Origin of the sequence: Rathayibacter oskolensis (assembly GCF_900177245.1) — a bacterium.
Classification (GTDB): Bacteria; Actinomycetota; Actinomycetes; order Actinomycetales; family Microbacteriaceae; genus Rathayibacter; species Rathayibacter oskolensis.
This window is the reverse complement of sequence record NZ_FXBM01000002.1, coordinates 1075181-1096592: the sequence shown is the minus strand read 5'-3', so window position 1 is coordinate 1096592 and position 21412 is coordinate 1075181. Positions and strand designations below refer to the sequence as shown.

Here is a 21412-nt window from a genome sequence, read left to right as displayed (position 1 = left end):
GATCAGGCTACCGGGGCGGCTCAGACGGGCGTCACCCGGAGCCAGACGAACTGGAGAGGCGCGAGCCGGAAGCCCTCCCGGAGGTCGACGGTGATCTCGGTCACGAGGTCGAGCGCCCACGGCTCGACAGCGCCGAAGCGCTCGGGGGCGATCTCCTGCACCTCGTCGGACACGTTCGCCAGGACGAGCAGGGACTCGCCCTCTCCGGGGCGCTGATAGCCGAGCACATGGTGGTTCACGGGGTCGAAGACGGTGAGCTCCGTCCCCGCGAACAGCGGGACGGCCTTGCGGATGGCGATCAGGTGCAGGAGGCCGCCGAAGATCTCTCCCGCGTCGGTCCCGGGAGTCTCGCGCTCTGCGTAGCGCTCGGTGGGCCGGCGCGGCCGGTTCACCCAGCGGGAGTCACCGGCCGTGGTCGGATCCTCGGCGTAGCCGTAGTCGTTGAGCTGCCCGACCTCGTCGCCGAGGTAGAGCAGCGGCAGCCCGCCCGTGCTCAGGGCGATGGAGTGGGCCAGCAGGACCCGCTCGATCCCGTACGGGTCGCCGGCCTCGACTCCGGCGAGGGACGCCGTCGTGCCCGACACCCGCCGGTCGCCGGTGCGCGGGTTCTCCTGGAAGGGGACCCCGCGCGCGAAGCTGCCCTCGAAGCGGTCGGTGTAGAAGTCGTTCAAGAAGCGGCGGTGCCCGGCCGCGTCGATGCCGAGCTCTGCGGCGTCCTCGTCGGCGAAGGTCCAGCCGATGTCGTCGTGCCCGCGCACGTAGTTGACCCACGCCGTCCCTGCGGGCAGGGCGTGCCGGCGCTCGAGCGCCTGCGAGAGGAGGCGGACGTCGCGGGTGGCGAGCGCCTCCCAGGTGAGGGCCATCTGCAGCGGGTTGTAGGAGAGCTGGCACTCCTCGACGTCGATGTACTCGACGACCTCGTCCGGGTGCACGATCGCCTCGGACTTGAACAGGAGCGACGGAGCGGCGAGCCGGCAGACCTCGTTGAACGCGCGCAGCAGCAGGTGCGCCTCGGGCTGCGACTCCGAGGTGGTGCCCAGCTCCTTCCAGATGAACGCGACGGCGTCCATCCGGAGCGCGTCGACGCCCTGATTCGCCAGGAACAGCATCTCGCCCGCCATCGCCCGGAACACCTCGGGGTTCGAGTAGTTCAGATCCCACTGGTAGGAGTGGAAGGTCGCCCACACCCAGCGTCCGTCCTCGAGCGGGACGAAGGAGCCGGGGTGGTCGTCGGGGAAGATCTCGCGGGTGGTCCGCTCGAACGCGTCGGGCTGCTCCCGGTCGGGGAAGATCCAGTAGTAGTCCTCGTAGCGCGTCTCGCCGGCGAGAGCCCGACGCGCCCACTCGTGCTCGTTCGAGGTGTGGTTGAAGACGAAGTCGACGACGAGGGCGATGCCCTGCTCGCGCAGCTCGGAGGCGAGCAGGCGCAGCTGCTCCATGTCGCCGAGATCGGGACGCACGCGCCGGTAGCTCGACACCGCGTAGCCGCCGTCGGACTCGCCCTCCGGGGCGTCGAAGATCGGCATGAGATGCAGGTAGTTGAGCCCGATCTCGCGGAAGTACGGGATCTCGGCACGCAGGCCCTCGAGGTGGCCGGCGAACCGGTCGACGTAGCAGACGCCTCCGAGCGCCTTGTTCGAGAGGAACCAGTCGGGGTGCAGCTCGCGAGCGCGGTCGAGCGCCCGCAACTCGTCGGGGCGGGCCTCCCACGAGCCGGCGGCGAGTTCGACGAGCGCGACCAGCTGGTCGGCCAGGTCGTCGCGGTCGGCGTACACCGACGAGAGCAGCTCCACGAGCCGCGGGAGGTGCGCGTCGAGCCGGGCCTGGAACTCGGGATCGGAGGCGACACCTCCTGCCGCGTCGATCCGCTCGCGCACCGTCGAGAGGAGCGCGCTGGAGAGGAGCTGCGTCGAATCGAACACCGTCGTCCTTTCGGGAGCCTTCCGCCCTCACCGGGGGGGCGGATGCCCCGATGCTAGACGATCGGGGGACGACCGGCGAACGCCATGCGCAGCACTGTGCGCCAGGTCAGGACGCGCCGCTCCCCGGGATCCGACCGCCAGCCCTCGCGCCACCCGGCGAACCAGGCGCGCAGCGTCGGCACGTCCCGCGCCCACCGGAGGCACTGGATCCCCGTCCACGAGCCCACGTAGGCGAGAGCGAGTGGCCAGGGCAGATTGCGCCGCGCCAGCCACACCCGGTTGCGCGCGTTCAGCCGGTAGTAGTCCGCGTGCCGGGTCTGCTGGATCACCGGGTGCTCGGCCACCAGCTCGCCGGCGTACCAGGTCGTCCGCCCGGTGTCCCAGACCCGCCACGCCAGCTCGATGCCCTCGTGAGCGTAGAAGAAGGGGTCGGCCCAGCCGCCCGCCTGCTCGAAGGTGTCGCGCCGGATGACGACCGCCCCCTCCCAGACCGAGAAGACCGGACCGGAGCGGCGCCGGTCGCCCTTGAGGATCCGCGGGATCCAGCGGCGCGGCGCGGGGGTGCCGTCGGTGCTGTCGACACGGGGCTGGACGAGCCCGATCCGACGCGGTGACGACAGCAGAGCGACCGCGTCGCGGAGGAAGCCGGGCGAGGGCACCCGCGCGTCGTCGTCGAGGAAGAAGAGGTACTCCCCCGCGACCGCGGGGACGCCGGCGTTCCTGCCGGCGGGGATGCCGCGGTTCTCGGGCAGGGCGAGCGCGCGGACGCCCTCCGGCAGCGACTCCGGAACCCAGCCGTTGCCGACGCAGACGACGTCGAGCACGACGCCCTCCTGAGCGAGGACGCTCGAGAGGCCGGCGGCGAGATCGTCGGCACGGGTGCCCTGGGTGAGGACGACGACACCGACGCGCGGCTCGGTCGCGGAGCCGGGAACGGTCTCAGGCGCGGACACGCTTGGACGCCATGATCGCGACGAAGTGCCCGACGAGGGCGAGGAGGGCGAGCGGCAGGAGTGCCGAGACCAGCACCCGGTCGGCGACGCCCTCGCCGACGAAGAGCCCGACGACGGCGGTCGCGAAGGCGAGCATCGTCAGCTCGACCGAGTGGTAGAGGCGGTGGAACGGCACGAAGCGCGCGGCGCGGCGGAGGCGGGCGAGACCGGAGGAGGACGGGACAGCCTCCCCCTTCGTGTCGGCCAGCTTCGTCAGCCCGGCGTTGGCGCGGGCGACGTGCACCATGTCGTTCAGCGCCTTGTTCAGGACGATGACGAGGGCGAGCGCCAGCCCGATGGTCGTCCAGAGGAAGTCGGCGGGGGCGTCGAAGGGGAGCCCGGCCGCACGCAGGCCGAGCGCGATCGGGATGAGCGCCTCGGTGGTGTAGTGCCCGACCTTGTCGAGGAACACGCCCGCCGGAGACGAGGTGCGCCGCCAGCGCGCGACCTCTCCGTCGCAGCAGTCGACCAGCATCTGCAGCTGGCCGAGCAGGAGCGCGAGAGCCGCCCCCGCGATCCCGGGGATCAGCAGCGCTGCGGCGGCGCTCCAGCCGACCAGGATCATCAGCCCGGTCACGCCGTTGGCCGAGATCGAGGTGCGCAGCAGGAGCCAGGTGAGGTACGGCGAGAACCTCCGCAGGTAGAGCGAGGCGGTCCAGTGCTCGGCGTTCCGGCGCCCCCTGACCTCGGGGGGCTGTGCGACGGCGCGCAGCTCGGCGATCGATCGGGGTCTCGTCGTGGTGGTCATGCGCCCCTCGCGGTATCGGCTTTCGGCTGGTGGCGGTGGGCGGCGATGTTGCTGGTCAGCCCGGCGAAGCCCAGCACGAAACCGGTGCCCCAGGCCACGTGGATCGCGGGGATCACGACGCAGAACCAGAGCATCGCGCGCGGGCCGTCCTCTCGCGCGACCACCAGGGTCGCCACCGCGACCAGGAGGAGGTAGCCGGCCGGCACGGCCAGGCCGAGCAGGAGCCACGGTGCGACGCCGACGAGCGCCTGCACTGCGCCCGCCGCTCCCGCGAGCAGCCCGAGCGCCAGGAGCGCGACGAGGACGGGCGGGGCGAAGTAGCGCAGCGACCGCGACGCCGGGAACAGGCGGGTCAGCTCCCCCCGCCACATGCCGGTCGACAGGAACTGCCGGAGCAGCGCCCGCAGCGAGGGGCGCGGGCGGTAGGTGACGGTGAGGCGCGGGGTGAACCAGACGAGGCCGCCCTGCTCGCGGATGCGGCGGTTGAGCTCCCAGTCCTGGCCGCGCTTGAATCGCTCGTCGAACAGGCCGGCGCGGTCGAGGGCGGCGCGGCGGAAGACGCCGAGGTAGACGGTCTCGGCCGGACCCTCCTCGCCGCCGATGTGGTGCGGCGTCCCGCCCAGGCCGATGCGGGAACCGTAGGCGCGGGCGACGGCGCGCTGGAACGCGGTGAGGCCCTGGGCGGCCATCACCCCGCCGACGTTGTCGGCCCCCGAGCGCTGCAGCGCCTCGACGGCGATGCGGGCGTACTCGGCGGGGAGCACGGAGTGCGCGTCGACCCGCACGACCACGGGGTGGCGAGACGCGCGGATGGCGGCGTTGAGCCCCGCCGGCGTCGACCCCACCGGGTTCGGCACCACGTGGATCCGCGGATCGGCCGCGCTCAGCTGGGCGACGAGCTCCTCCGTGCCGTCGATGCTCGGCGCGAGGGCCAGCACGATGTCGAAGGGCCCGGAGTAGTCCTGAGCGAGCAGCGACGCGACGGCCGCCCGCACGTGGGTCACCTCGTTCAGCACCGGCATCACATAGGAGACGCCGGGCAGGCCGGAGAGGTCGTCCGTCGGTGTCTCGGGCTGCATGGGTCCAGTTCGTGTGGCGGGAGCACAACCCTAGCAGCCCCCGAGGACGTGTCCTCGGGGGCTGCTGTCGGCTCGGAAGGGCGGCGTCAGCTGGTCGCCATGGTGCCCAGCGTCACGTCGACCTGGTAGCTCTCGCCGCCACGCACGTAGGTGATCTCGACGTCGGCGCCCGCGGCCTGCGCCCGCACCTGGGCCGTGAGATCGGAGGCGCTGGTGATCGGGGTGCCGGACACGTCGGTGACGATGTCGCCGGCCTGGAGCCCGGCGGCCTGGGCCGCTCCGCCGCTGGTGACCTCCTGGATCGCGGCCCCGAGCACGTCCTCGGTCGAGTCCGTGACACTGGCCCCGAGGAGTCCGTGGGTCGCGGATCCGCTCTCGATGATCTCCTGCGCGACGCGCTCGGCGACCGCGCTCGGGATGGCGAAGCCGACGCCGATGTTGCCCGACTGGTCGCTCGAGCCCGAGCTCGAGCCCGCACTGGCGATCGCGACGTTGACGCCGATGAGCTCGCCCTCGCTGTCGAGGAGGGCGCCACCGGAGTTGCCCGGGTTGATCGCGGCGTCGGTCTGGATGACCGGCAGCGAGATCGTGCTCGTGGCCTGGGTCTGCTCGTTCTGACCCGGGATGTCGAAGTTGAAGGGGCTGTCGGTGCTCCCGCTCGAGCTGTCCCCCGAGTCGTCGGGGGCGGCCGAGGAGGCGACCTGGATGCTCCGGTTCAGCGCGCTGACGATGCCGTCGGTGACGGTCCCGGAGAGACCGAGAGGCGCGCCGATCGCGACGGCCGTGTCGCCGACGTTGACCTTGGTCGAGTCGGCGAAGGTGATCGGCGTCAGGTCGGTCGCGTCCGTCAGCTTGATCACCGCGAGGTCGAGTGTCGGGTCGGTGCCGACGATCGTGGCGTCGAAGATCCTGCCGTCATCGGTGGTGACCGTGACCGCAGCGTCCGAGACGCCGCCGTCCAGCGTCACGACGTGCGTGTTGGTGAGCACGTAGCCGTCGTCGGTGAGGACGATCCCCGAGCCGGTGCCCGCCGACGAGCCGCCGCTGACCGAGATCGTGACGACGCTCGGAGTCGCCTTGGCGGCGACAGCGGTGGCGGTCGTGGCGTCGTCGGCGTTGTTCACGGTGATGGTCTGCGAGCCGCCGGAGGAGACGACGCGGGTGGCCGAGCCGTTGGAGGCCGACCAGAGGCCGAACACTCCGGCTCCCGCGACTCCGCCGACGACCGCGCCGATCGCGAGTGCGGCGACGACGCTGACACCCGCTCGGCGCTTGGTGGCGGTGGGCGCGGGGCCCTGGGCAGGGGGCTGCTCGCCGGCGGGGCCGAACGCGCTGGTGCCGGGGGCCGGCTCGGAGCTGTGCACGGTGTGGGGAGCGGGCGGGGCGAACTGGCCGTAGCGCGGGGCCGGAGCGACGGGCTGCGGCTCGTTGCCGGTCGAGGAGTTCGGAGTGTAGGGGGGCTGCGGTGCGGAGCTCTCGGCGGACGGGCGATCGGCCGCCTCGGGTGCGCCGGACGGCGTCGGCGTGGTGGGTTCCTCCGGCTGACGAGGACCCTCGTGACTCTCGGTCATGGGTGCTGCTCCTTCCAAGCGGGGATAGCTTGACCATCGAACCTGGGCGTTTCTTATGACGGGCCTGCGAGCCGGACCTCAATGCCCGACGGCTCGCGAAGCACCCTCGACCAGTGAGATCAGGAGCGCAGCGCCGAGGGGGAGCGCAGTTCGGATCGGCGAGCGCAGTGCAGACTGGGAGCGTGAGCATCCACGGATCCTGGACCCGCGCCGCCGCGGGAGCCGGTCTTCTCAGCCCCGGCGGCGAGGTCGCCGCCACCGTCTTCAGCGAGATGAGCGCCCTCGCCACCCGCACCGGGGCGATCAACCTCGGCCAGGGCTTCCCCGACGAGGACGGCCCCCGCGCGGTGCTCGACGCCGCTCGGGAGGCGATCTCCTCCGGCCTGAACCAGTACCCGCCGGGCCCCGGCTTCCCGGTCCTGCGCGAGGCGGTCTCGGCGCACCAGGAGCGCTTCTACGGCCTCGAGGTCGACCCCGACGGCGAGGTCCTCGTCACCACGGGCGCGACCGAGGCCCTCGCCGCGACCCTCCTCGCGCTGCTCGAGCCGGGCGACGAGGTCGTCACCTTCACCCCGCACTACGACGCGTACGGTGCCCTCATCGCCCTCGCCGGAGGCGTGCACCGCACCGTGCCGCTGCGCGGCCCCTCCTTCGTCGCCGACCACGACGACCTCGAGCGGGCGGTGACGGACCGCACCCGGGTCATCCTGGTCAACGACCCCCACAACCCGACCGGTTCCGTCCTGCCCGCCGAGACCCGCGAGCTGATCGTGCGCCTCGCCGAGCGCCACGGTGCGGTGATCGTGACCGACGAGGTCTACGAGCACCTGCGCTTCGACGGCGCGCACGTGCCGATCGCCACCCTGCCGGGTGCCCGCGAGCGCACCGTCACGATCTCCTCGGCGGGGAAGACCTTCAGCACCACCGGGTGGAAGATCGGCTGGCTGAGCGGACCGCGCGACCTGGTGACCGCGATCCTGGCCGTCAAGCAGTTCCTGACCTATGTGAGCGGCTCTCCGTTCCAGGGAGCCGTCGCGCTCGGCCTCGGGATGGACGACTCCTTCTTCACCGGGATCGCCGCGACCCTCGAGCGCAAGCGCGACATCCTCTCCGCGGGCCTCTCCGCGGCGGGCTTCGGCGTCTCGCCGTCGGCCGGCAGCTACTTCGTCGTGGCCGACGCCGCTCCGCTCGGCTTCGAGGACGGAGTGGCCTTCTGCCGCTCGCTGCCCTCGCTCGCCGGCGTGGTCGCGGTGCCGGTCTCGGCGTTCTGCTCGGCCGAGGACGCGGCTCCCTACCGCTCGCTCGTCAGATTCGCGTTCTGCAAGAGGTTCGAGGTGCTCGACACCGCCGCCGAGCGGCTCGCGGGGATGCGCCTGTCGGCCTGAGGCCGCCGGGGCTCAGAGCGGCTGCACCCGGAAGCGCCGGAGCGAGAGCGCCGGGTTCTTCGCGCGCGACGCGTCGATCCGCTCGCGCGAGAGCCACGCCACCGCGACGTCCTCCGCCTCGCCGAGGGTGGCGATCTCGACCCCCATCGGGTCGACGATCATGCTCGATCCGACTCCGATCGGAGGCGTCTGATCGGCCGCCACGAGGTAGATCGTGTTCTCGAGGGCGCGCGCCGTGACGAGCGTGCGCCAGTGCGCCTCCTTGAGGGGGCCGCGGACCCACTCGGCCGGAGCCGCCACGACGTCGGCCCCGGCGTCGACCAGCCAGCGGGTCACCTCGGGGAAGCGCAGGTCGTAGCAGGTCTGGAGCCCCACGACGAGCTCGCCGACGCGGAAGGTCTGCGGCGCCGCGATCTCGCCGGCGGCGACCCACTCCGACTCCTTCTGACCGAAGGCGTCGTAGAGATGGAGCTTGCGGTAGTGCGCGACCAGGGAGCCCGCGGGGTCGACGGCGATGAGGGTGTTCGCGATGCGGCCGTCGTCGACCGACTCGACCATGCCCGCGACGAGGTGCACGCCCAGGTCGCGCGCGACGCCTCCGAGCCCGCGCGCGAAGGGCCCGTCGAGAGCCTCACCGGCGGCGACCAGCTCGGGGCCGAGGGGGTCGGTGAAGAAGGAGCTGTACTCGGGGAAGACGACGACGCCCGCACCCCGCTCGGAGGCGAGGGCTGCCAGCCGGCGGATGCTCGCGAGGTTCGCCTCGCGATCGGCGGTCGGGGCGAACTGCGCGACCGCGAATCCGACCGCCATCAGCTCGGCGGGTACAGGAAGAGCGGGACGCTCGAGGCGGGGACGGTCCGCGTGTGGTACGCGTGATCGTTGCCCCAGTTGTACTCCTCGAGCGAGACGGTGCCGTCGGAGTTGACCGACTGCACGTAGGCGACGTGGTTGCCGGTGAACCAGGCGACGCTGCCGGGGACGGGCGTGCTGCTGGTCACCCAGCCGTGCGACGCCCACTGACCCGCCCAGGCGTAGGCGCTGCCACCGCCGGGCGTCAGATTGCCCCAGGTCCACTTGAACGGCGCACTCGTGGAGCCCTGGTCGCGGTTGAGCCGCCAGGCGACGAAGTCGACGCACTCGCGGTAGTAGTAGCGCAGCGGCGAGAGACCGCCGCCCTGGTCGTCCGTGAGAGCGTCGCGCCAGGGGTAGTCGTCGCCCTCCTCGCGCGGAGTGACCGAGGTGCTCGAACCGGTCGTGCCGGGGACGGAGGTGCCCGACGCCTCGGCCGCACTCGCGGCCTCCGCGGCGTCGGCCGCCTCCTGCGCCTCCCGCGCCGCCTGCTCGGCCGCCGCGGCGAGGGCACGGGCCTGCGCCGCGGCCTCGTCGAGCTGCGCCTGGGTGGGCGCGGTGAAGGAGTCGCGGATGACCTGCTCCTGCTCGGCGGCGGACGAGACGGTCAGCTTCTGGTTGCCGAGCGCCTGCACGCGCGCCGCCGCCTCGACGGCGGCCTGGGAGTCGGGAGCGGGGTCGAACGAGTAGGCGGGCAGCGCCATGACGGCGACCATGCCGGCGACGGCCGCGACGGCGACGGTGCTGAGCGCGGTGCGGAGCGCGCGGCCGGAACGGCGTCGGACCGGGGGCACGGCGGCGAGGACGGGAGCCTTCACCGGCGCCGGCGCGGGCCTGACCACGGTCACGGGCGTCACGACGGCGAGGGAGGCGGTCTCGGCGTTCCGGCGACTGCGCCGGGTGAGGTGGACCGTCGCCCCGTCCGACCCCTCCGGGGTCGATGTCGGGTTCTCGCCCACCTGTTCGTCCGTCACGCCTGCACCCTTCGCATCCCGGACGAGGATACCGTGCCGCTCGCATCGACACACCGCCGACGAGACGTCGCGCGAGGCCGGCTCACGACGCCCGGAGCGGGTGAGCGAGCTCGTCCGGACCGAGGCGGGCCAGGAGCAGCGTCAGCACCGCGGCCGCCGCCGCGAGCAGGCCGACGATCGCGAAGGTCGGCGCCAGGCCGAACGCCTCCCCCACCGGGCCCGCGACCGCCATCGACACCGGCATCAGCGCCAGCGAGACGAAGAAGTCGAGGCTCGAGACCCGTCCGAGCAGCGCCGGCGGTACCCGCTGCTGCAGGAGCGTCCCCCAGAGCACCTGCGCAGCGGACCCCGTGACCCCGTCGACGAAGAGGATCGCCGCGATCATCCAGAGCTGGTCGACGACTCCGAGGAGCACGAAGGGCAGGCAGCCGAAGCCCCACAGCAGGACCATCGTGCTGAGGTAGCGGCGCGGGATCGGCCGCGACGAGATCAGGATCGAGCCGATCACTCCGCCGCAGCCGTAGGCCGTGAGGGCCAGCGCGTACCCCGAGGCGCCCGCTCCGGTCTGGTCGCGGACGGCGAAGGGGACGAGCACCTCGATCGGCCCCATCACGAGGAACACGAGGACGACCGCGAACAGCAGCGTCGCCAGCAGCCAACGGGTGCGGACCATGTAGCCGAAGCCCTCACCCAGATCGCGCAGGGCCGACCGCAGCGCGCCCGTGTCCGCCTCCGCTGCGCGCTCGAACGGCACCGGCCCCATCACCAGCAGTGCGACCAGCGCCAGAGCGTAGCCGCCGGCCGCGACGGCGAAGGCGGTGGACGGAGCGGCGACCGCGATGACCGCGCCCGCGATCGCCGGGCCCGCGGCGCTCTGGGCGACGGGACGCAGCGCCCCCTCCACCCCGTTCGCGGCGAGGAGCTGAGCGCTCGGCAGGAGACGCGGGAGGATCGCCGAGTAGGCGGGGAAGAAGAACGCCTCGCCGATCCCGAGGACGAAGGCGATCAGCGTCAGCTGCCAGAGGCTCAGCACGCCGGCCGCATCGAGCCCGACCGCCGTGAGCACGACGAGCACCCGACCGGCCTCGACCGAGAGCAGGAGGCGCCGCTGCGGCACCCGGTCGGCGGCCACTCCCCCGAGCAGGACGGCCAGGACGAGGCCGAGCGCGGACGCGGCGGCCACGACGGAGACGTCGCTCGGCCCTCCGCCGAGCGCGATCACCTGCCAGACGAGAGCGACGATCCAGACACCGCTGGAGAGCAGGGACACCGCCAGCGAGAGCGCGAGGAACCGGTAGGCCCGGGTCTCGAACGGGCGGAGGGCGCGCGGAACGGAGAGTCGCACGCCCGTTCCCCCTCCCGCCCCGTGACGGGGGCAGCCGACCAGAGTAGCGTCTGGCGCGACGCGTCGGCGACGGAGCCGCGCGAGGAGGAGGGTGCTGTCATGGTCACGAGCGAGCGGGTCTTCAGCGGGTTCAGCGTCGACGACATCGGTGCGGCGGAGCGCTTCTACGGCGAGACCCTCGGCTTCGACGTCACGACGAACGAGATGGGGATCCTCGACATCCGCCTGCCGGGAGGAGGCAGCGCGATCGCCTACCCGAAGCCGGACCATGTGCCCGCGACCTTCACGATCCTGAACCTCGCGGTCGCCGACGTCGACGCCGCGGTCGCGGAGCTCAACCGCGCGGGCGTCGTGACGAAGATCTACGACGACTCCGAGCTGCCGACCGATGAGACGGGCGTGATGCGGGGCCACGGGCCCACGATCGCGTGGTTCCGCGACCCGGCGGGCAACGTGCTGAGCGTGATCGACGCCGGGTGACCACCCGACGTTTAACGACGAAATCCGGCCTCTCACGAGACCGGATTCCGTCTTCTTGTTGCGGGGGCAGGATTTGAACCTACGACCTCTGGGTTATGAGCCCAGCGAGCTACCGAACTGCTCCACCCCGCGGCACAAGAGAAAACACTACACGCGGATCAGGACCAGTGCAAATCAGGACCAGTGCAAATCGAGGGCAGTGCACATCGGGGGACCTCGGAGCAGGCGGGGCCGTCAGGGGGTCTTCGACGCGGTGATCCCGACGCTGCCGTCACCGGGGTCGGCGACGGTCAGCCCGGTGGCCCGGAGCGCCTCGATGACGTCCTCCGCGCTGGGCGACCAGCGGCGCACGTCGGCGTCGACGACGGGACGGCCCGCGTCGGGGTCGACCCGCAGCGAGCCCAGAGGCGCGAGGAACCACTCGACGATGCGCGCCCACTCCTCCAGATCCGGGAGCCAGGTCAGCGCACTCCGCGACGTCAGCACGCGGTCGAAGGAGTCGGGCTCCGGCAGCATGTGCCGGAGGTCGTAGACGTTCGCGCAGAGGAAGCGCGAGCGGTCGGTCAGACCGCGCTCGATCGCCCGAGCCCGAGCGCGGCGCACGGCCTGCATCGAGAAGTCGACGCCGATCACCTGCACATCGGGGCCGGCGAGGGCGAGCGTCCGCTCGCCTCCGCCGCACTGCAGGTGGAGGAGCCGGGAGCCGGGGGCGAGCGGTTCGCCCGCCCGCTCCCCCGGTCCCTCCGCGTCCTGCGCCTCCCAGTAGGCGCGGTTCAGGTCGAGCCACTCCCCCGAGCGGAGGTGCTCGCCGCGGTCGACCTGAACCATCGCGCTACTGCGCCCCCTCGGCCTCGAGGGCCCGCTGGAGCGCCTCCGTGAGCTTCTCGTCGGCCGCGGCGAAGGCGGTCAGGTCGCCGGCGGCGAAGGCCGCCTCACGCTCGGCGAGAGCGGCGCTCGCGTCGCTCAGCGCCTGCTGCAGCGCCGTCTGATCCGTCGAACCCGCGTCCGTGCCGGTTCCCGGATCGGTGCCGGTATCCGTCCCGGTGTCCGTTCCCGGGTCGGTGGTGCCGTCGCCGGTCGCCGGATCGACCGGTGTCCCGGTGTCGCCCGCATCCGCGCCGGAGTCGCCACCGAAGAGACTGTCGAGGGCGGCGTCGAGTGTGTCCTCGAAGGCGATGTCGTCGCCGAACGCGACGAGCACCTTCTGAAGGAGCGGGAAGCTCGTGTCGCCGGTCGAGCTGACGTAGATCGGCTGCACGTAGAGCAGGCCGCCGCCGACCGGGAGGGTCAGCAGGTTGCCGCGGGTCACCGTCGTGTCGCCACGCTGGAGGAGCGCCAGCTGGTTCGCGACGGTCGGGTCGGTGTTGAACGCGTTCTGCACCTGACCGGGGCCGGGCACCGTGTCCTCGTTCGGCAGCTCGAGCAGCCTCAGCGTGCCGTAGCCGTCGGCGACCGATCCGTCCGTCGAGCCGGCGTCGGAGTCGGCCACCAGGTAGCCGGTCAGCACGTTGCGGCTCGCCGAGCTCCCCGGCGTGCTCGCCGGGATGTACGTCGAATAGAGCGAGTACGACGGCTCCTCGACGTCGGGGGTCTGCAGGGTCAGGTAGTACGGCGGCTGGAGCGAGTCGCCGCCGACGGCGGAGGTCGTCGCGTTGCCGCTCGTCGGGTCGTTGGGCGTCTCCCAGGCGGCCTCGCGCGAGTAGAAGGACCCCGCGTCGGTCACGTGGTAGGTGCCGAGCACGGCCCGCTGCACCTTGAAGAGGTCCTCCGGGTAGCGGACGTGGCTGAGCAGGTCGGCCGACATCTCGCTGATCGACTCGACGGTGCTCGGGAAGATCTTCTGCCAGGTCTGCAGCACCGGGTCCTCGGTGTCCCAGGCGTAGAGCGTGACCTTGCCGTCGTAGGCGTCGACCGTGGCCTTCACGCTGTTGCGGATGTAGTTCACGTCGTCGGTCGGGAACTGCTGCTGCGTGTTCGTGTCGGCGATCGCCTGCGAGAGGCTCTGCACCTCCGAGTAGGGGTACTCGGCCGACGTCGTGTAGCCGTCGACCACCCAGACCACCCGGCCGTCGACGACGGTCGGATAGGCGTCGGAGTCGAGGGTCAGGTAGGGCGCGACCTTCTGGACGCGCTCGACGGGGTTGCGGTCGTAGAGGATCTGCGACTCGTTGTTGACCCCGTCCGAGAGGAAGATCTGCTCGGACTGGAACTTGATCGCGTAGACGAGCTTCTTGAAGACGTTGTCGAGCGTGGGCCCGCCGTCGCCGTCGAAGGTCGTGTAGGTCTGCTGCTCGCCCTCGGTGCCCGAGGGGTAGTCGAGCTCGATGTTCCGGTCGTCCTCGCCGCCCACGATCGAGTAGGCGGGCGAGCTCTCGCCGAAGTAGATCCGCGGCTCGTAGTCGCCCAGGTCGCCGGTCGTCGGCACGCCCGACTCGATGAACACCGGCTCGCCGTCGGCGGAGCGCTGGTTGCCGTACGCGGCGACGAGGCCGTAGCCGTGCGTGTAGACGAGGGTCTGGTTGTACCAGGTCTGGTTGGTGCCGAGGCCGTCGAGGTTCAGCTCGCGGACGCCGACGACGGCGTCCTGCGTGGACCCCTCGATCGAGTAGCGGTCGACGTCGAGCGCGTTCTGCTCGTCGCCGAACGAGTAGTACTGGCGGAACTGCTGCAGCTGCGAGAACGCGTCGGTCACGACCGCGGGGTCGAGGATGCGGATGTTCGCCGTGGTCTCGGCGTCGGAGCGCAGCGCGCCCGGCTCGGCGTCGGTGGTCGCGTCATAGGGGATGACCTCGACGTCGTCGACCCCGTAGGCCTGGCGGGTCATGTCGATGTTGCGCTGGATGTACGGCTCCTCGAGCGTGCGCTCGTTCGGCACGACCTGGAACGTCTGCACGACCCAGGGGTAGAGCGAGCCGACCAGCAGGCTGGAGACGATGAGCAGCGCGGTGCCGATCACCGGCAGGCGCCAGCGCCCGATGAACGCGGTGACCACGAACAGCACCGCCACGAGCGCCGCGACGCCGGCGAGGATCTGCAGGCCGGGGATGGTCGCGTTGACCGTGGAGTAGGTAGCTCCGGTGATGCGGGAGCCCTGATCGGTGAGGGTCGCGTACTGGTCGAGCCAGAGGCTCACCGCCTGGACGAGCAGGTAGAGCGCGGCGATGATCGCGAGCTGGATGCGCGAGGACTTCGAGATGCGCACCTCGCGGCCGTTCACGCGGATCGCGCCGTAGAGGTAGCCCGTGGCCAGCGCGGCCAGACCCGAGATGAGCAGGACCGCCGAGGCGAAGCCGACGACGCTCTGGTAGAAGGGCAGCTCGAACAGGTAGAACGAGGTGTCCAGGCCGAACTGCGGGTCGGCGACGCCCGACGGCGTGCGGTTCCAGAAGGTGAGGCTCGTCTGCCACCGGGTCGCCGAGGAGACGCCCGCGAACAGTCCGAGCACCGCGGGGATCCCGAAGGTGGCCAGGCGGCGCAGCGGCTCGACGACCTGCTGGTAGCGGTCGATCTGCGAGTTGAGCTTCGCGTAGACCGGCCGGAGGCGGTAGGCCAGCGTCAGGCTGATGAAGACCGGCACCGCCATCGCGAGGAAGCCGACGGCGAAGAGCCCGCCGGCCGCCGCCCACTGCGTCGTGAGGACGGAGAGGAAGCCGAGCTGGTCGTACCAGAGGATGTCGGTGTAGAGACCGGCGAAGACGAAGAACGCCACCACCAGAACGGCCACCACCACGACCGTGACGGCGAGAACGCTCCGTCTCTTCCGCGGGGGGGTTTCGGTTGCTGTGGAACTCACGGATGCGCCTCTGCTGTCGAGATGTGAGGGGGGCCTCCTATGCTAGGCGACCGGTCGGAGCCCCACCTGAGCGTCGACCCGGATCGCCGGCTCAGCTGATCGGAGTCGCGTCGTCGCAGTCCGGCAGATCGGCCGTGTCGCCGGCCGCGATCCCCTGCAGTGCGGCGAGCGCCTCGTCGAGCGTCGAGACGCTCAGCACCTCGAGACCGTCGGGGACGTGCCCGACGACCTCGCCGCAGTTGTCGGCGGGAGCGAGGAAGTAGGACGCCCCGGCATCGACGGCGCCGAACATCTTCTGGCGGATGCCGCCGATCGCGCCGACCTCGCCCTCGGCGTCGATCGTGCCCGTCCCGGCGACGTCCTCGCCTCCGTTGAGGGAGCCCTCGGTGAGCTTGTCGATGATGCCGAGCGCGAACATCATCCCGGCGCTGGGGCCGCCGACGTCGTCGAGCTGGATCTCGACCTCGAACGGGAAGTCGAACGCCGCCCCGGCCACGATGCCGATGACCGCTGAGCCGTCGCTGTCCTCGGGTGTGACCTCCGCCTCCTGCTCGGCGCCGTCGCGCTCGATCGTCAGGGAGACGGGTCCGTCGGTGCCGGCCGCCTGCACGGCGTCGCGGAGCGCGGCCACGTCGGCCACGGGCGAGCCGTCGACGGCGAGGACCTCGTCGCCCGCCTCCAGCACTCCGTCGGAGGGCGAGCCGTCGGGGATCTGCGCGACCGAGACCCGCTGCGTGACGGGGTAGCCGAGCTCGGTGAGCGCGGCGGCGATCGCCTCCTGCTGGGAGTCGGTCATCTCGGCCTGGTTGACCTCGTCGCGCTCCTGCACCGTGGTCGAGGCCGGGAAGATCTGCTCCACCGGGACGACGGCCTTGCTCCGATCGAACCAGGCGCTCGCGATCTCGACCCAGTTGGGGAGGCTCTCGGGGTTGCCCACCACCGAGACGGTCAGCATGTCGAGGCTGCCCGTCGTGGGGTACGTGGTCCGGTCGGGGATGGAGATCAGCGGCACGTCCTCGCCGCTCGTGCCCAGGGTGTCGAACACGGGTCCCGGCTGCTCGATGACGTAGGGAGCGGGCGCGACTCCGAGGGCGACGACCAGCGCGACGCCCGAGAAGAGGACCACCGGACCGACCCAGGCCCGCCGACCGCGGGGAGCGGAGGGGCGCGGATCGTCGGAGAACAGCGTCACGGGGGCCTTCCTGACAGCGGACGGGAGCGGCTCCGCCGGGTTGTTCGCGGCGGGCGGAAGCGGCGTGGGCGGGGACGGCCGTCTTCACGCCGTCGCCCAGGGCGCCCGGGCTAACGTAGCTTGCACGACTGGGAGTCGCGCCACAATCGGACGCCCGGCGCGGGCGTCCACCGGGCGACCGGATCCGAACGACGGAGGGCTGATCCCCATGGCCGATGGCGACAACGCGGACCGACCGGGCGGCGGCTCGGAGGACGAGTTCCGCGAGATGCTCCGGCAGTTCCTCTCGGGGAACGGACCGATCGACCCGGCGCAGCTCGCCGGTGCCGCCGGCCTGCCGAACGACCCCGTCGCCCTGCAGAACCTGCTCTCGCAGCTGCAGAGCGCGATGCAGCAGAGCGGCGACGGGATCAACTGGACCCTCGCGCTCGAGCAGGCCAAGCAGCTGGCCCGCGCCGACTCGGTGCCCGTGTCCGACAGCGTCCGCGCTCCCCTCGACGGAGCCTTCGGCGTCGCCGCCCTCTGGCTCGACGAGGTCGCCTACGTCTCGGAGCTGAGCCGTCCGCCCCGCTCGATCAGCCGCCTCGAGTGGATCGCCCTGACGATGCCGGTGTGGACGCAGCTCGCGGAGCCCGTCGCCCTCAGCATCTCGGACGCGCTCACGGGCGTGATGCGCGACCAGGCACCGGAGGAGATGCAGGCGATGATCGCGGGTGCCGAGAACATGATGCGCGGCATCGGCGGCACCCTCTTCGCGCTCCAGCTCGGCCAGGTCGTGGGACAGCTCGCGGCCGAGGTCGTCTCGGGGGGCGACATCGGCATCCCGCTGCTCGAGGAGAACGACGCGGCGATCCTCCCCCAGAACGTCGCGGCGTTCGGCGAGGGCCTCGACATCCCGATCGACCAGGTGCAGATCTACCTCGCCGTGCGCGAGCTCGCCCACGCGCGCCTCTTCCGGCACGGCAAGTGGCTGCGCCTCGCCCTCATCTCGCAGATCACCGACTTCGCGCGCGGGATCAGCATCGACACGGCGCGACTCGAGGAGCTGGCCGAGACCTTCGACCCGGCGAACCCCGAGGAGCTGCGCGACGCGATGACCTCCGGCGCGCTGATCCCGCCGAAGACCGAGGAGCAGCTCGCGGCGCACGGACGACTCGAGACGGTGCTCGCACTGATCGAGGGCTGGGTCGATGTCGTGACGGCGGCCGCGACGACCCGCCTCCCGAGCGCGGGCGCCATCGCCGAGACGGTGCGGCGCCGCCGTGCCTCGGGCGGCCCGGCCGAATCGGCGTTCGCGACGCTCGTCGGCCTGGAGCTCCGGCCGCGACGCCTCCGCGACGCCGCCGCCATGTGGCAGGCCGTCACCGACGCGGTCGGCCCGGAGGCGCGCGACAGCCTGTGGTCGCACCCCGACCTGCTCCCCGGGTCGGACGACCTCGACGACCCGAGCCGACTGGTCGCGCGCCTGAGCGCCGAGTCGCGCGGCGAGACTCCGGAGCCCGACGAGATGGACCTCGCGCTCGAGGAGCTGCTGAACGGCACGACGCCCGACGCGCCGTCCTCGGACGAGCCCGGCGACGATCGCGGGCCCGAGCCGACGGGCGACCGCCCGGTCTGATCCGGGGCCTGTGGACAACTCCGACGGCCCTCGGACCGCCGGGGCCATGATCGTCCGATGGTCCTCCGGCTCGATCCCCGCTTCCCCCTCCTCTGGCGCTCGGCGACGGCGATGCAGGTCGGCCTCGACCATCCCCACGTGGTCATCGACGGAGTCGGCTACGCGGAGGAGCTGCTGCTGCACGCCCTGCGGGCGGGGACGAGCGCCGGGACGGCGCGGCTGATCGCGACCAGGGCGGGCGCCTCCGACTCCCGCGTCGACGACCTGCTGGCGGCGCTGCGCCCCGTGCTGCTGCGGAACGTCGACCCCGCCCCTCCCGTGCCGCCGCGAATCGCGGTCGAGGGAGTCGGAGCCACCGCCGACGCGCTGCGCACGCTGCTGCGCGGCGAGGGCTGCGAGGTGGTGCCGGACGACTCCCTCCCGGACCTCGCCGTGCTCATCGCCGACTTCGCGATCGCGCCCGCCCGCGCGGCGCACTGGCTGGCGGCCGACGTGCCGCACCTGCCGGTGGTCTTCGGTGACGAGGCCGTGCGCCTGGGGCCGCTCGTCGAGCCCGGCGACGGCCCCTGCCTGCACTGCGCCGACCGCGACCGAATCGATCTCGATCCCGACTGGCCGCGACTGGTGATCCAGGTGCTCGGCGCCACCGCCTCGACGCGGACGCCGCTCGCGAGCGCGGCGATGGCGGTCGCCGCAGCCGACGCGGCGCTCCGCCGGCTGCTCGCGGGCTGGACCGGACTGAGCCGCGCCGTGCGCACCTACGCCGACGCCTCCGGAGCGTTCACCGAGCGGCCGCTGGAGCCGCACCGCGACTGCGCGTGCCGAGGTCTCCCCGATCGATCTCGCTGAGGAAGCGGGACGGCTCCCTCCGCGCGGCCCGGCCGACGGTCGAGCCCGACCACGACAGCCGCAGGCGCCGCCGCGCGCGGGTGATGCCGACGTAGAGGAGGCGGCGCTCCTCGTCGATCGCCTCGAGCCCGGTCGCGTAGGAGAGAGGGAGCAGGCCCTCGGCGAGTCCCATCAGGTGGACCGAGTCCCACTCGAGTCCCTTCGCCGAGTGGAGGGTCGCGAGGGTCACCGCGGCGCGATCGGGCTCGTGATGGCCCTGCTGACGGACCAGGAGGTCGTCGGTGAACTGCTTGAAGGTCCACTCGGCCGGCGCCTCGTCGACGAGGCGGGCGAGCGTGTCGAGCGACTCCCACCGGTCGCGCACCGCACCGGCCGCCGAGGGGGGCTCGGCGCTCCAGCCGAGCGAGCGGAGCACGTCGCTGACCGACTTGAAGAGCGGCTCCCCCGAGATCGAGACGGAGGCCGCGCGCAGCTGCATGACCGCCTGCTTCACCTCCGGCAGGTCGAAGAAGCGCTTGCCTCCCCGCATGTGCGCGCTGACCCCCCGCTCGCCGAGGGCGTGCTCGATGACCGCCGACTGCGCGTTCGTGCGGAAGAGGATCGCGATGTCCGAGGGGCGGATGCCCGCCTCGATGTCGGCGGCGACGCGCGCGGCGATCCCCCGCGCCTCCGCGATGTCGTCGGGGTAGCCGTCGATCGCGGGCTCGGGGGCGTCGGCGGTCACGACCGAGCGCAGCGAGAGCGCCCCGGGACGGCCGCGCATCAGGCGGTTGGCGGTCTGCACGATCGGAGGCGCCGAGCGGTGGTTCTCCTCGAGACGGACCACCGTCGCCGCCGGCCAGCGGGACGGGAACTCGAGGAGGTAGTCGGCTCGGGCCCCGGCGAAGGAGTAGATGGTCTGGCTGGCGTCGCCGACCACGCAGAGGTCGCTCCGGTCGCCCAGCCACAGCTCGAGGAGCCGCTGCTGCAGCGGCGACACGTCCTGGTACTCGTCGACGACGAAGAAGCGGTACTGCTCGCGGACCTGCATCGCCATCGCGGGCTCCGACTCGAGCATCCCCGCCGCGACCAGGAGGACGTCCTCGAAGTCGATCTGGCGGCGCTGGTCCTTCAGCCCCTCGTACTCGTCGACGAGCGCGAGGGTCTGCTCGAGGGTGAGCCGGCCGGGAAGAGCGCGGGTCCTCGCGACCACGGCGTACTGCTCGAGCGAGAGCGCAGAGACCTTCCGCCACTCGATCTCGGCCGAGAGGTCGCGCAGCGTCGCGGTGTCGAGCTTCAGCCGGAGGCGCTCGGCGGCGTGCCCGAGCAGCCGCGCCTTGTTGTCGAGCAGCTGCGGCATCGTGCCGCCGACGAGCTGCGGCCAGAAGTAGCTCAGCTGCGAGAGCGCCGCGGCATGGAAGGTGCGGGCCTGCACGCCTCCCGCACCGAGCACGCGCAGCCGGGTGCGCAGCTCGGCGGCCGAGCGGCTGGTGAAGGTGAGCGCCATCACCCGGCCCGGGGTGTAGACGCCCGTCGCGACTCCGTGCGCGATCCGGTGCGTGATCGTGCGGGTCTTGCCGGTGCCCGCGCCCGCGAGGATGCAGACCGGCCCGAGGAGCGCCTCCGCCGCCTCGCGCTGCCCCTCGTCGAGACCGTCGAGGAGGCTCACGCGAGGATCGGACCGTTCTCCAGCTCGCCCCCGTACCAGTCCTCGATCATCGCGCGGGCGATGGAGGAGCGGCCGGGCAGCAGCACCGACTCCAGCGAGTCGTGCAGCTGCTGCCGGGTGAACCAGCGCAGCTCGACGATCTCCTCGCCGTCGGGCTTGAGCGCCGCGGGCGCCTGGCCGGCGGCGAGGCGGGCGGTGAAGCCGACCATGAGCGACGCGGGGAAGGGCCAGGGCTGGGAGCCGAGGTAGACCGGGTCGACGACGCGCATCCCCGACTCCTCGAAGATCTCGCGGACCACGGCCGCCTCGAGCGACTCGCCGGGTTCGACGAAACCGGCCAGGAGCGAGAAGCGGTCGTTCCCCCACATCGCGTTGGAGCCCAGCAGCAGGCGGTCGTCGTCGTCGAGGACGCAGACGATGATCGCGGGATCGGTCCGGGGGAAGACCTGGCTGCCGTCGGTGGGCGATCGGCGCACCCAGCCGCCCTGCTCGACGACCGTGGGGTCGCCGTTGCGCGGGGAGTACGCGTGCGAGGCGTGCCAGTTGACCATCGCGAGCGCCTCGGTGAAGAGGCCGGCGTCGCGGTCGCTGAGCTTCTCGGCGATCGGGCGCAGGCCGCTCCACCGCTCCTCATCGGGCTCGAGCTCGGCGGCGGCCGCGTCGGTGAGGACGGTGGCGATCACCGGCGTCCCCGCCGGCTCGCCCTCGGCGTCCACGGTGGTGCGCCCGAGGTAGATCCGGAGGGTCCCCGCCGTCACGTCCTCGACGCCGCGGAGAGCGAGGCGGTCGCCGTCGACGAGCGCCCTGTCCTTCCAGAGCGGCAGGACCCGGGTCGTCTCCTCGCCGAGGAGCTCGTCGTAGAGCGCGGGGCGCGCCCGGGACAGGTAGTCGCGGTCGACGGCCTGACGCGAGAGCGGGAGTCGGTCGGCGAAGGGCAGGGACATGCGTGGCTCTTTTCGGGGTGCGT

At 72.3% G+C, this 21412-nt stretch carries 17 protein-coding genes and 1 tRNA gene; 4 read left to right on the top strand and 14 right to left on the bottom strand.

Annotated features, from left to right (window positions below):
* Positions 1 to 20 precede the first annotated feature (20 nt).
* The 5 genes from B9Y99_RS14120 to B9Y99_RS14100 all read right to left on the bottom strand — a co-directional run bounded on the left by B9Y99_RS14120 (position 21) and on the right by B9Y99_RS14100 (position 6312).
* Positions 21 to 1922 carry an alpha-amylase family protein gene (locus tag B9Y99_RS14120; RefSeq protein WP_085477177.1) on the bottom strand — a complete coding sequence of 634 codons (1902 nt, stop codon included), beginning with the start codon at positions 1920 to 1922 and terminating at the stop codon, positions 21 to 23.
* Between the two features lie 53 nt (positions 1923 to 1975).
* On the bottom strand, positions 1976 to 2875 hold the full coding sequence (locus B9Y99_RS14115; protein ID WP_085477176.1) for a glycosyltransferase family 2 protein: 900 nt from the start codon (positions 2873 to 2875) through the stop codon (positions 1976 to 1978).
* Complete coding sequence (locus B9Y99_RS14110; RefSeq protein WP_085477175.1) at positions 2862 to 3662, bottom strand: CDP-alcohol phosphatidyltransferase family protein; 801 nt, start codon at positions 3660 to 3662, stop codon at positions 2862 to 2864. The genes B9Y99_RS14115 and B9Y99_RS14110 overlap by 14 nt, the downstream gene beginning before the upstream one ends.
* A complete protein-coding gene (locus tag B9Y99_RS14105) occupies positions 3659 to 4741 on the bottom strand; it encodes a glycosyltransferase family 2 protein (RefSeq protein WP_085477174.1) in 1083 nt (360 codons plus the stop codon). The genes B9Y99_RS14110 and B9Y99_RS14105 overlap by 4 nt, the downstream gene beginning before the upstream one ends.
* Positions 4742 to 4827: 86 nt before the next feature.
* Entirely contained in the window at positions 4828 to 6312 is a 1485-nt protein-coding gene (locus B9Y99_RS14100) for a S1C family serine protease (protein WP_085477173.1), read from the bottom strand.
* Between the two features lie 182 nt (positions 6313 to 6494).
* Here B9Y99_RS14100 and B9Y99_RS14095 point away from each other — a divergent pair, with 182 nt between their 5' ends.
* Positions 6495 to 7697 (top strand): aminotransferase class I/II-fold pyridoxal phosphate-dependent enzyme, encoded by a 1203-nt coding sequence (locus tag B9Y99_RS14095; protein ID WP_085477172.1) that lies wholly within the window; start codon positions 6495 to 6497, stop codon positions 7695 to 7697.
* 12 nt (positions 7698 to 7709) lie between these two features.
* Here B9Y99_RS14095 and B9Y99_RS14090 read toward each other — a convergent pair whose 3' ends face one another.
* From B9Y99_RS14090 to B9Y99_RS14080, 3 genes are all read right to left on the bottom strand, one after another.
* Positions 7710 to 8507 carry a carbon-nitrogen hydrolase family protein gene (locus B9Y99_RS14090; RefSeq protein ID WP_085477171.1) on the bottom strand — a complete coding sequence of 266 codons (798 nt, stop codon included), beginning with the start codon at positions 8505 to 8507 and terminating at the stop codon, positions 7710 to 7712.
* Entirely contained in the window at positions 8507 to 9520 is a 1014-nt protein-coding gene (locus B9Y99_RS14085) for a CHAP domain-containing protein (RefSeq protein WP_085477170.1), read from the bottom strand. Before B9Y99_RS14085 ends, B9Y99_RS14090 begins: the two co-directional genes overlap by 1 nt.
* An 82-nt stretch (positions 9521 to 9602) precedes the next feature.
* Positions 9603 to 10865 carry an MFS transporter gene (locus B9Y99_RS14080; protein WP_085477169.1) on the bottom strand — a complete coding sequence of 421 codons (1263 nt, stop codon included), beginning with the start codon at positions 10863 to 10865 and terminating at the stop codon, positions 9603 to 9605.
* 99 nt (positions 10866 to 10964) lie between these two features.
* Between B9Y99_RS14080 and B9Y99_RS14075 the strand changes: the two genes are divergently transcribed.
* The gene (locus tag B9Y99_RS14075) at positions 10965 to 11345 is read left to right on the top strand and encodes a VOC family protein (RefSeq protein ID WP_085477168.1); all 381 of its coding nucleotides are present in this window, start codon (positions 10965 to 10967) and stop codon (positions 11343 to 11345) included.
* A 58-nt stretch (positions 11346 to 11403) separates the two neighbouring features.
* Here the strand turns inward: B9Y99_RS14075 and B9Y99_RS14070 are convergent.
* The 4 genes from B9Y99_RS14070 to B9Y99_RS14055 all read right to left on the bottom strand — a co-directional run bounded on the left by B9Y99_RS14070 (position 11404) and on the right by B9Y99_RS14055 (position 16330).
* Positions 11404 to 11477, bottom strand: a tRNA-Met gene (locus tag B9Y99_RS14070).
* A gap of 102 nt (positions 11478 to 11579) precedes the next feature.
* Positions 11580 to 12173: a class I SAM-dependent methyltransferase gene (locus tag B9Y99_RS14065; protein WP_085477167.1), complete on the bottom strand. Its 594-nt coding sequence runs from the start codon at positions 12171 to 12173 to the stop codon at positions 11580 to 11582.
* A gap of 4 nt (positions 12174 to 12177) precedes the next feature.
* On the bottom strand, positions 12178 to 15138 hold the full coding sequence (locus B9Y99_RS14060) for a UPF0182 family membrane protein (RefSeq protein WP_208856959.1): 2961 nt from the start codon (positions 15136 to 15138) through the stop codon (positions 12178 to 12180).
* A gap of 91 nt (positions 15139 to 15229) precedes the next feature.
* Positions 15230 to 16330, bottom strand: a complete 1101-nt coding sequence (locus tag B9Y99_RS14055) for a YlbL family protein (RefSeq protein WP_085477166.1) — start codon at positions 16328 to 16330, stop codon at positions 15230 to 15232.
* Positions 16331 to 16538: 208 nt separating this feature from the next.
* On the opposite strand from B9Y99_RS14055, the gene B9Y99_RS14050 reads away from it, so the two are divergent.
* Together B9Y99_RS14050 and B9Y99_RS14045 are read left to right on the top strand one after the other, a co-directional pair.
* Entirely contained in the window at positions 16539 to 17948 is a 1410-nt protein-coding gene (locus tag B9Y99_RS14050; RefSeq protein WP_085477165.1) for a zinc-dependent metalloprotease, read from the top strand.
* Between the two features lie 57 nt (positions 17949 to 18005).
* Positions 18006 to 18797, top strand: coding sequence for a hypothetical protein (locus tag B9Y99_RS14045; protein WP_085477164.1), 792 nt, complete (start codon positions 18006 to 18008; stop codon positions 18795 to 18797).
* On the opposite strand, the gene B9Y99_RS14040 is transcribed toward B9Y99_RS14045, so the two are convergent.
* Positions 18730 to 20445, bottom strand: a complete 1716-nt coding sequence (locus B9Y99_RS14040; RefSeq protein ID WP_085477163.1) for an ATP-dependent helicase — start codon at positions 20443 to 20445, stop codon at positions 18730 to 18732. The two genes, B9Y99_RS14045 and B9Y99_RS14040, sit on opposite strands and share 68 nt — an antisense overlap.
* Entirely contained in the window at positions 20442 to 21389 is a 948-nt protein-coding gene (nudC, locus tag B9Y99_RS14035) for an NAD(+) diphosphatase (RefSeq protein ID WP_085477162.1), read from the bottom strand. The genes B9Y99_RS14040 and nudC overlap by 4 nt, the downstream gene beginning before the upstream one ends.
* Positions 21390 to 21412 lie beyond the last annotated feature (23 nt).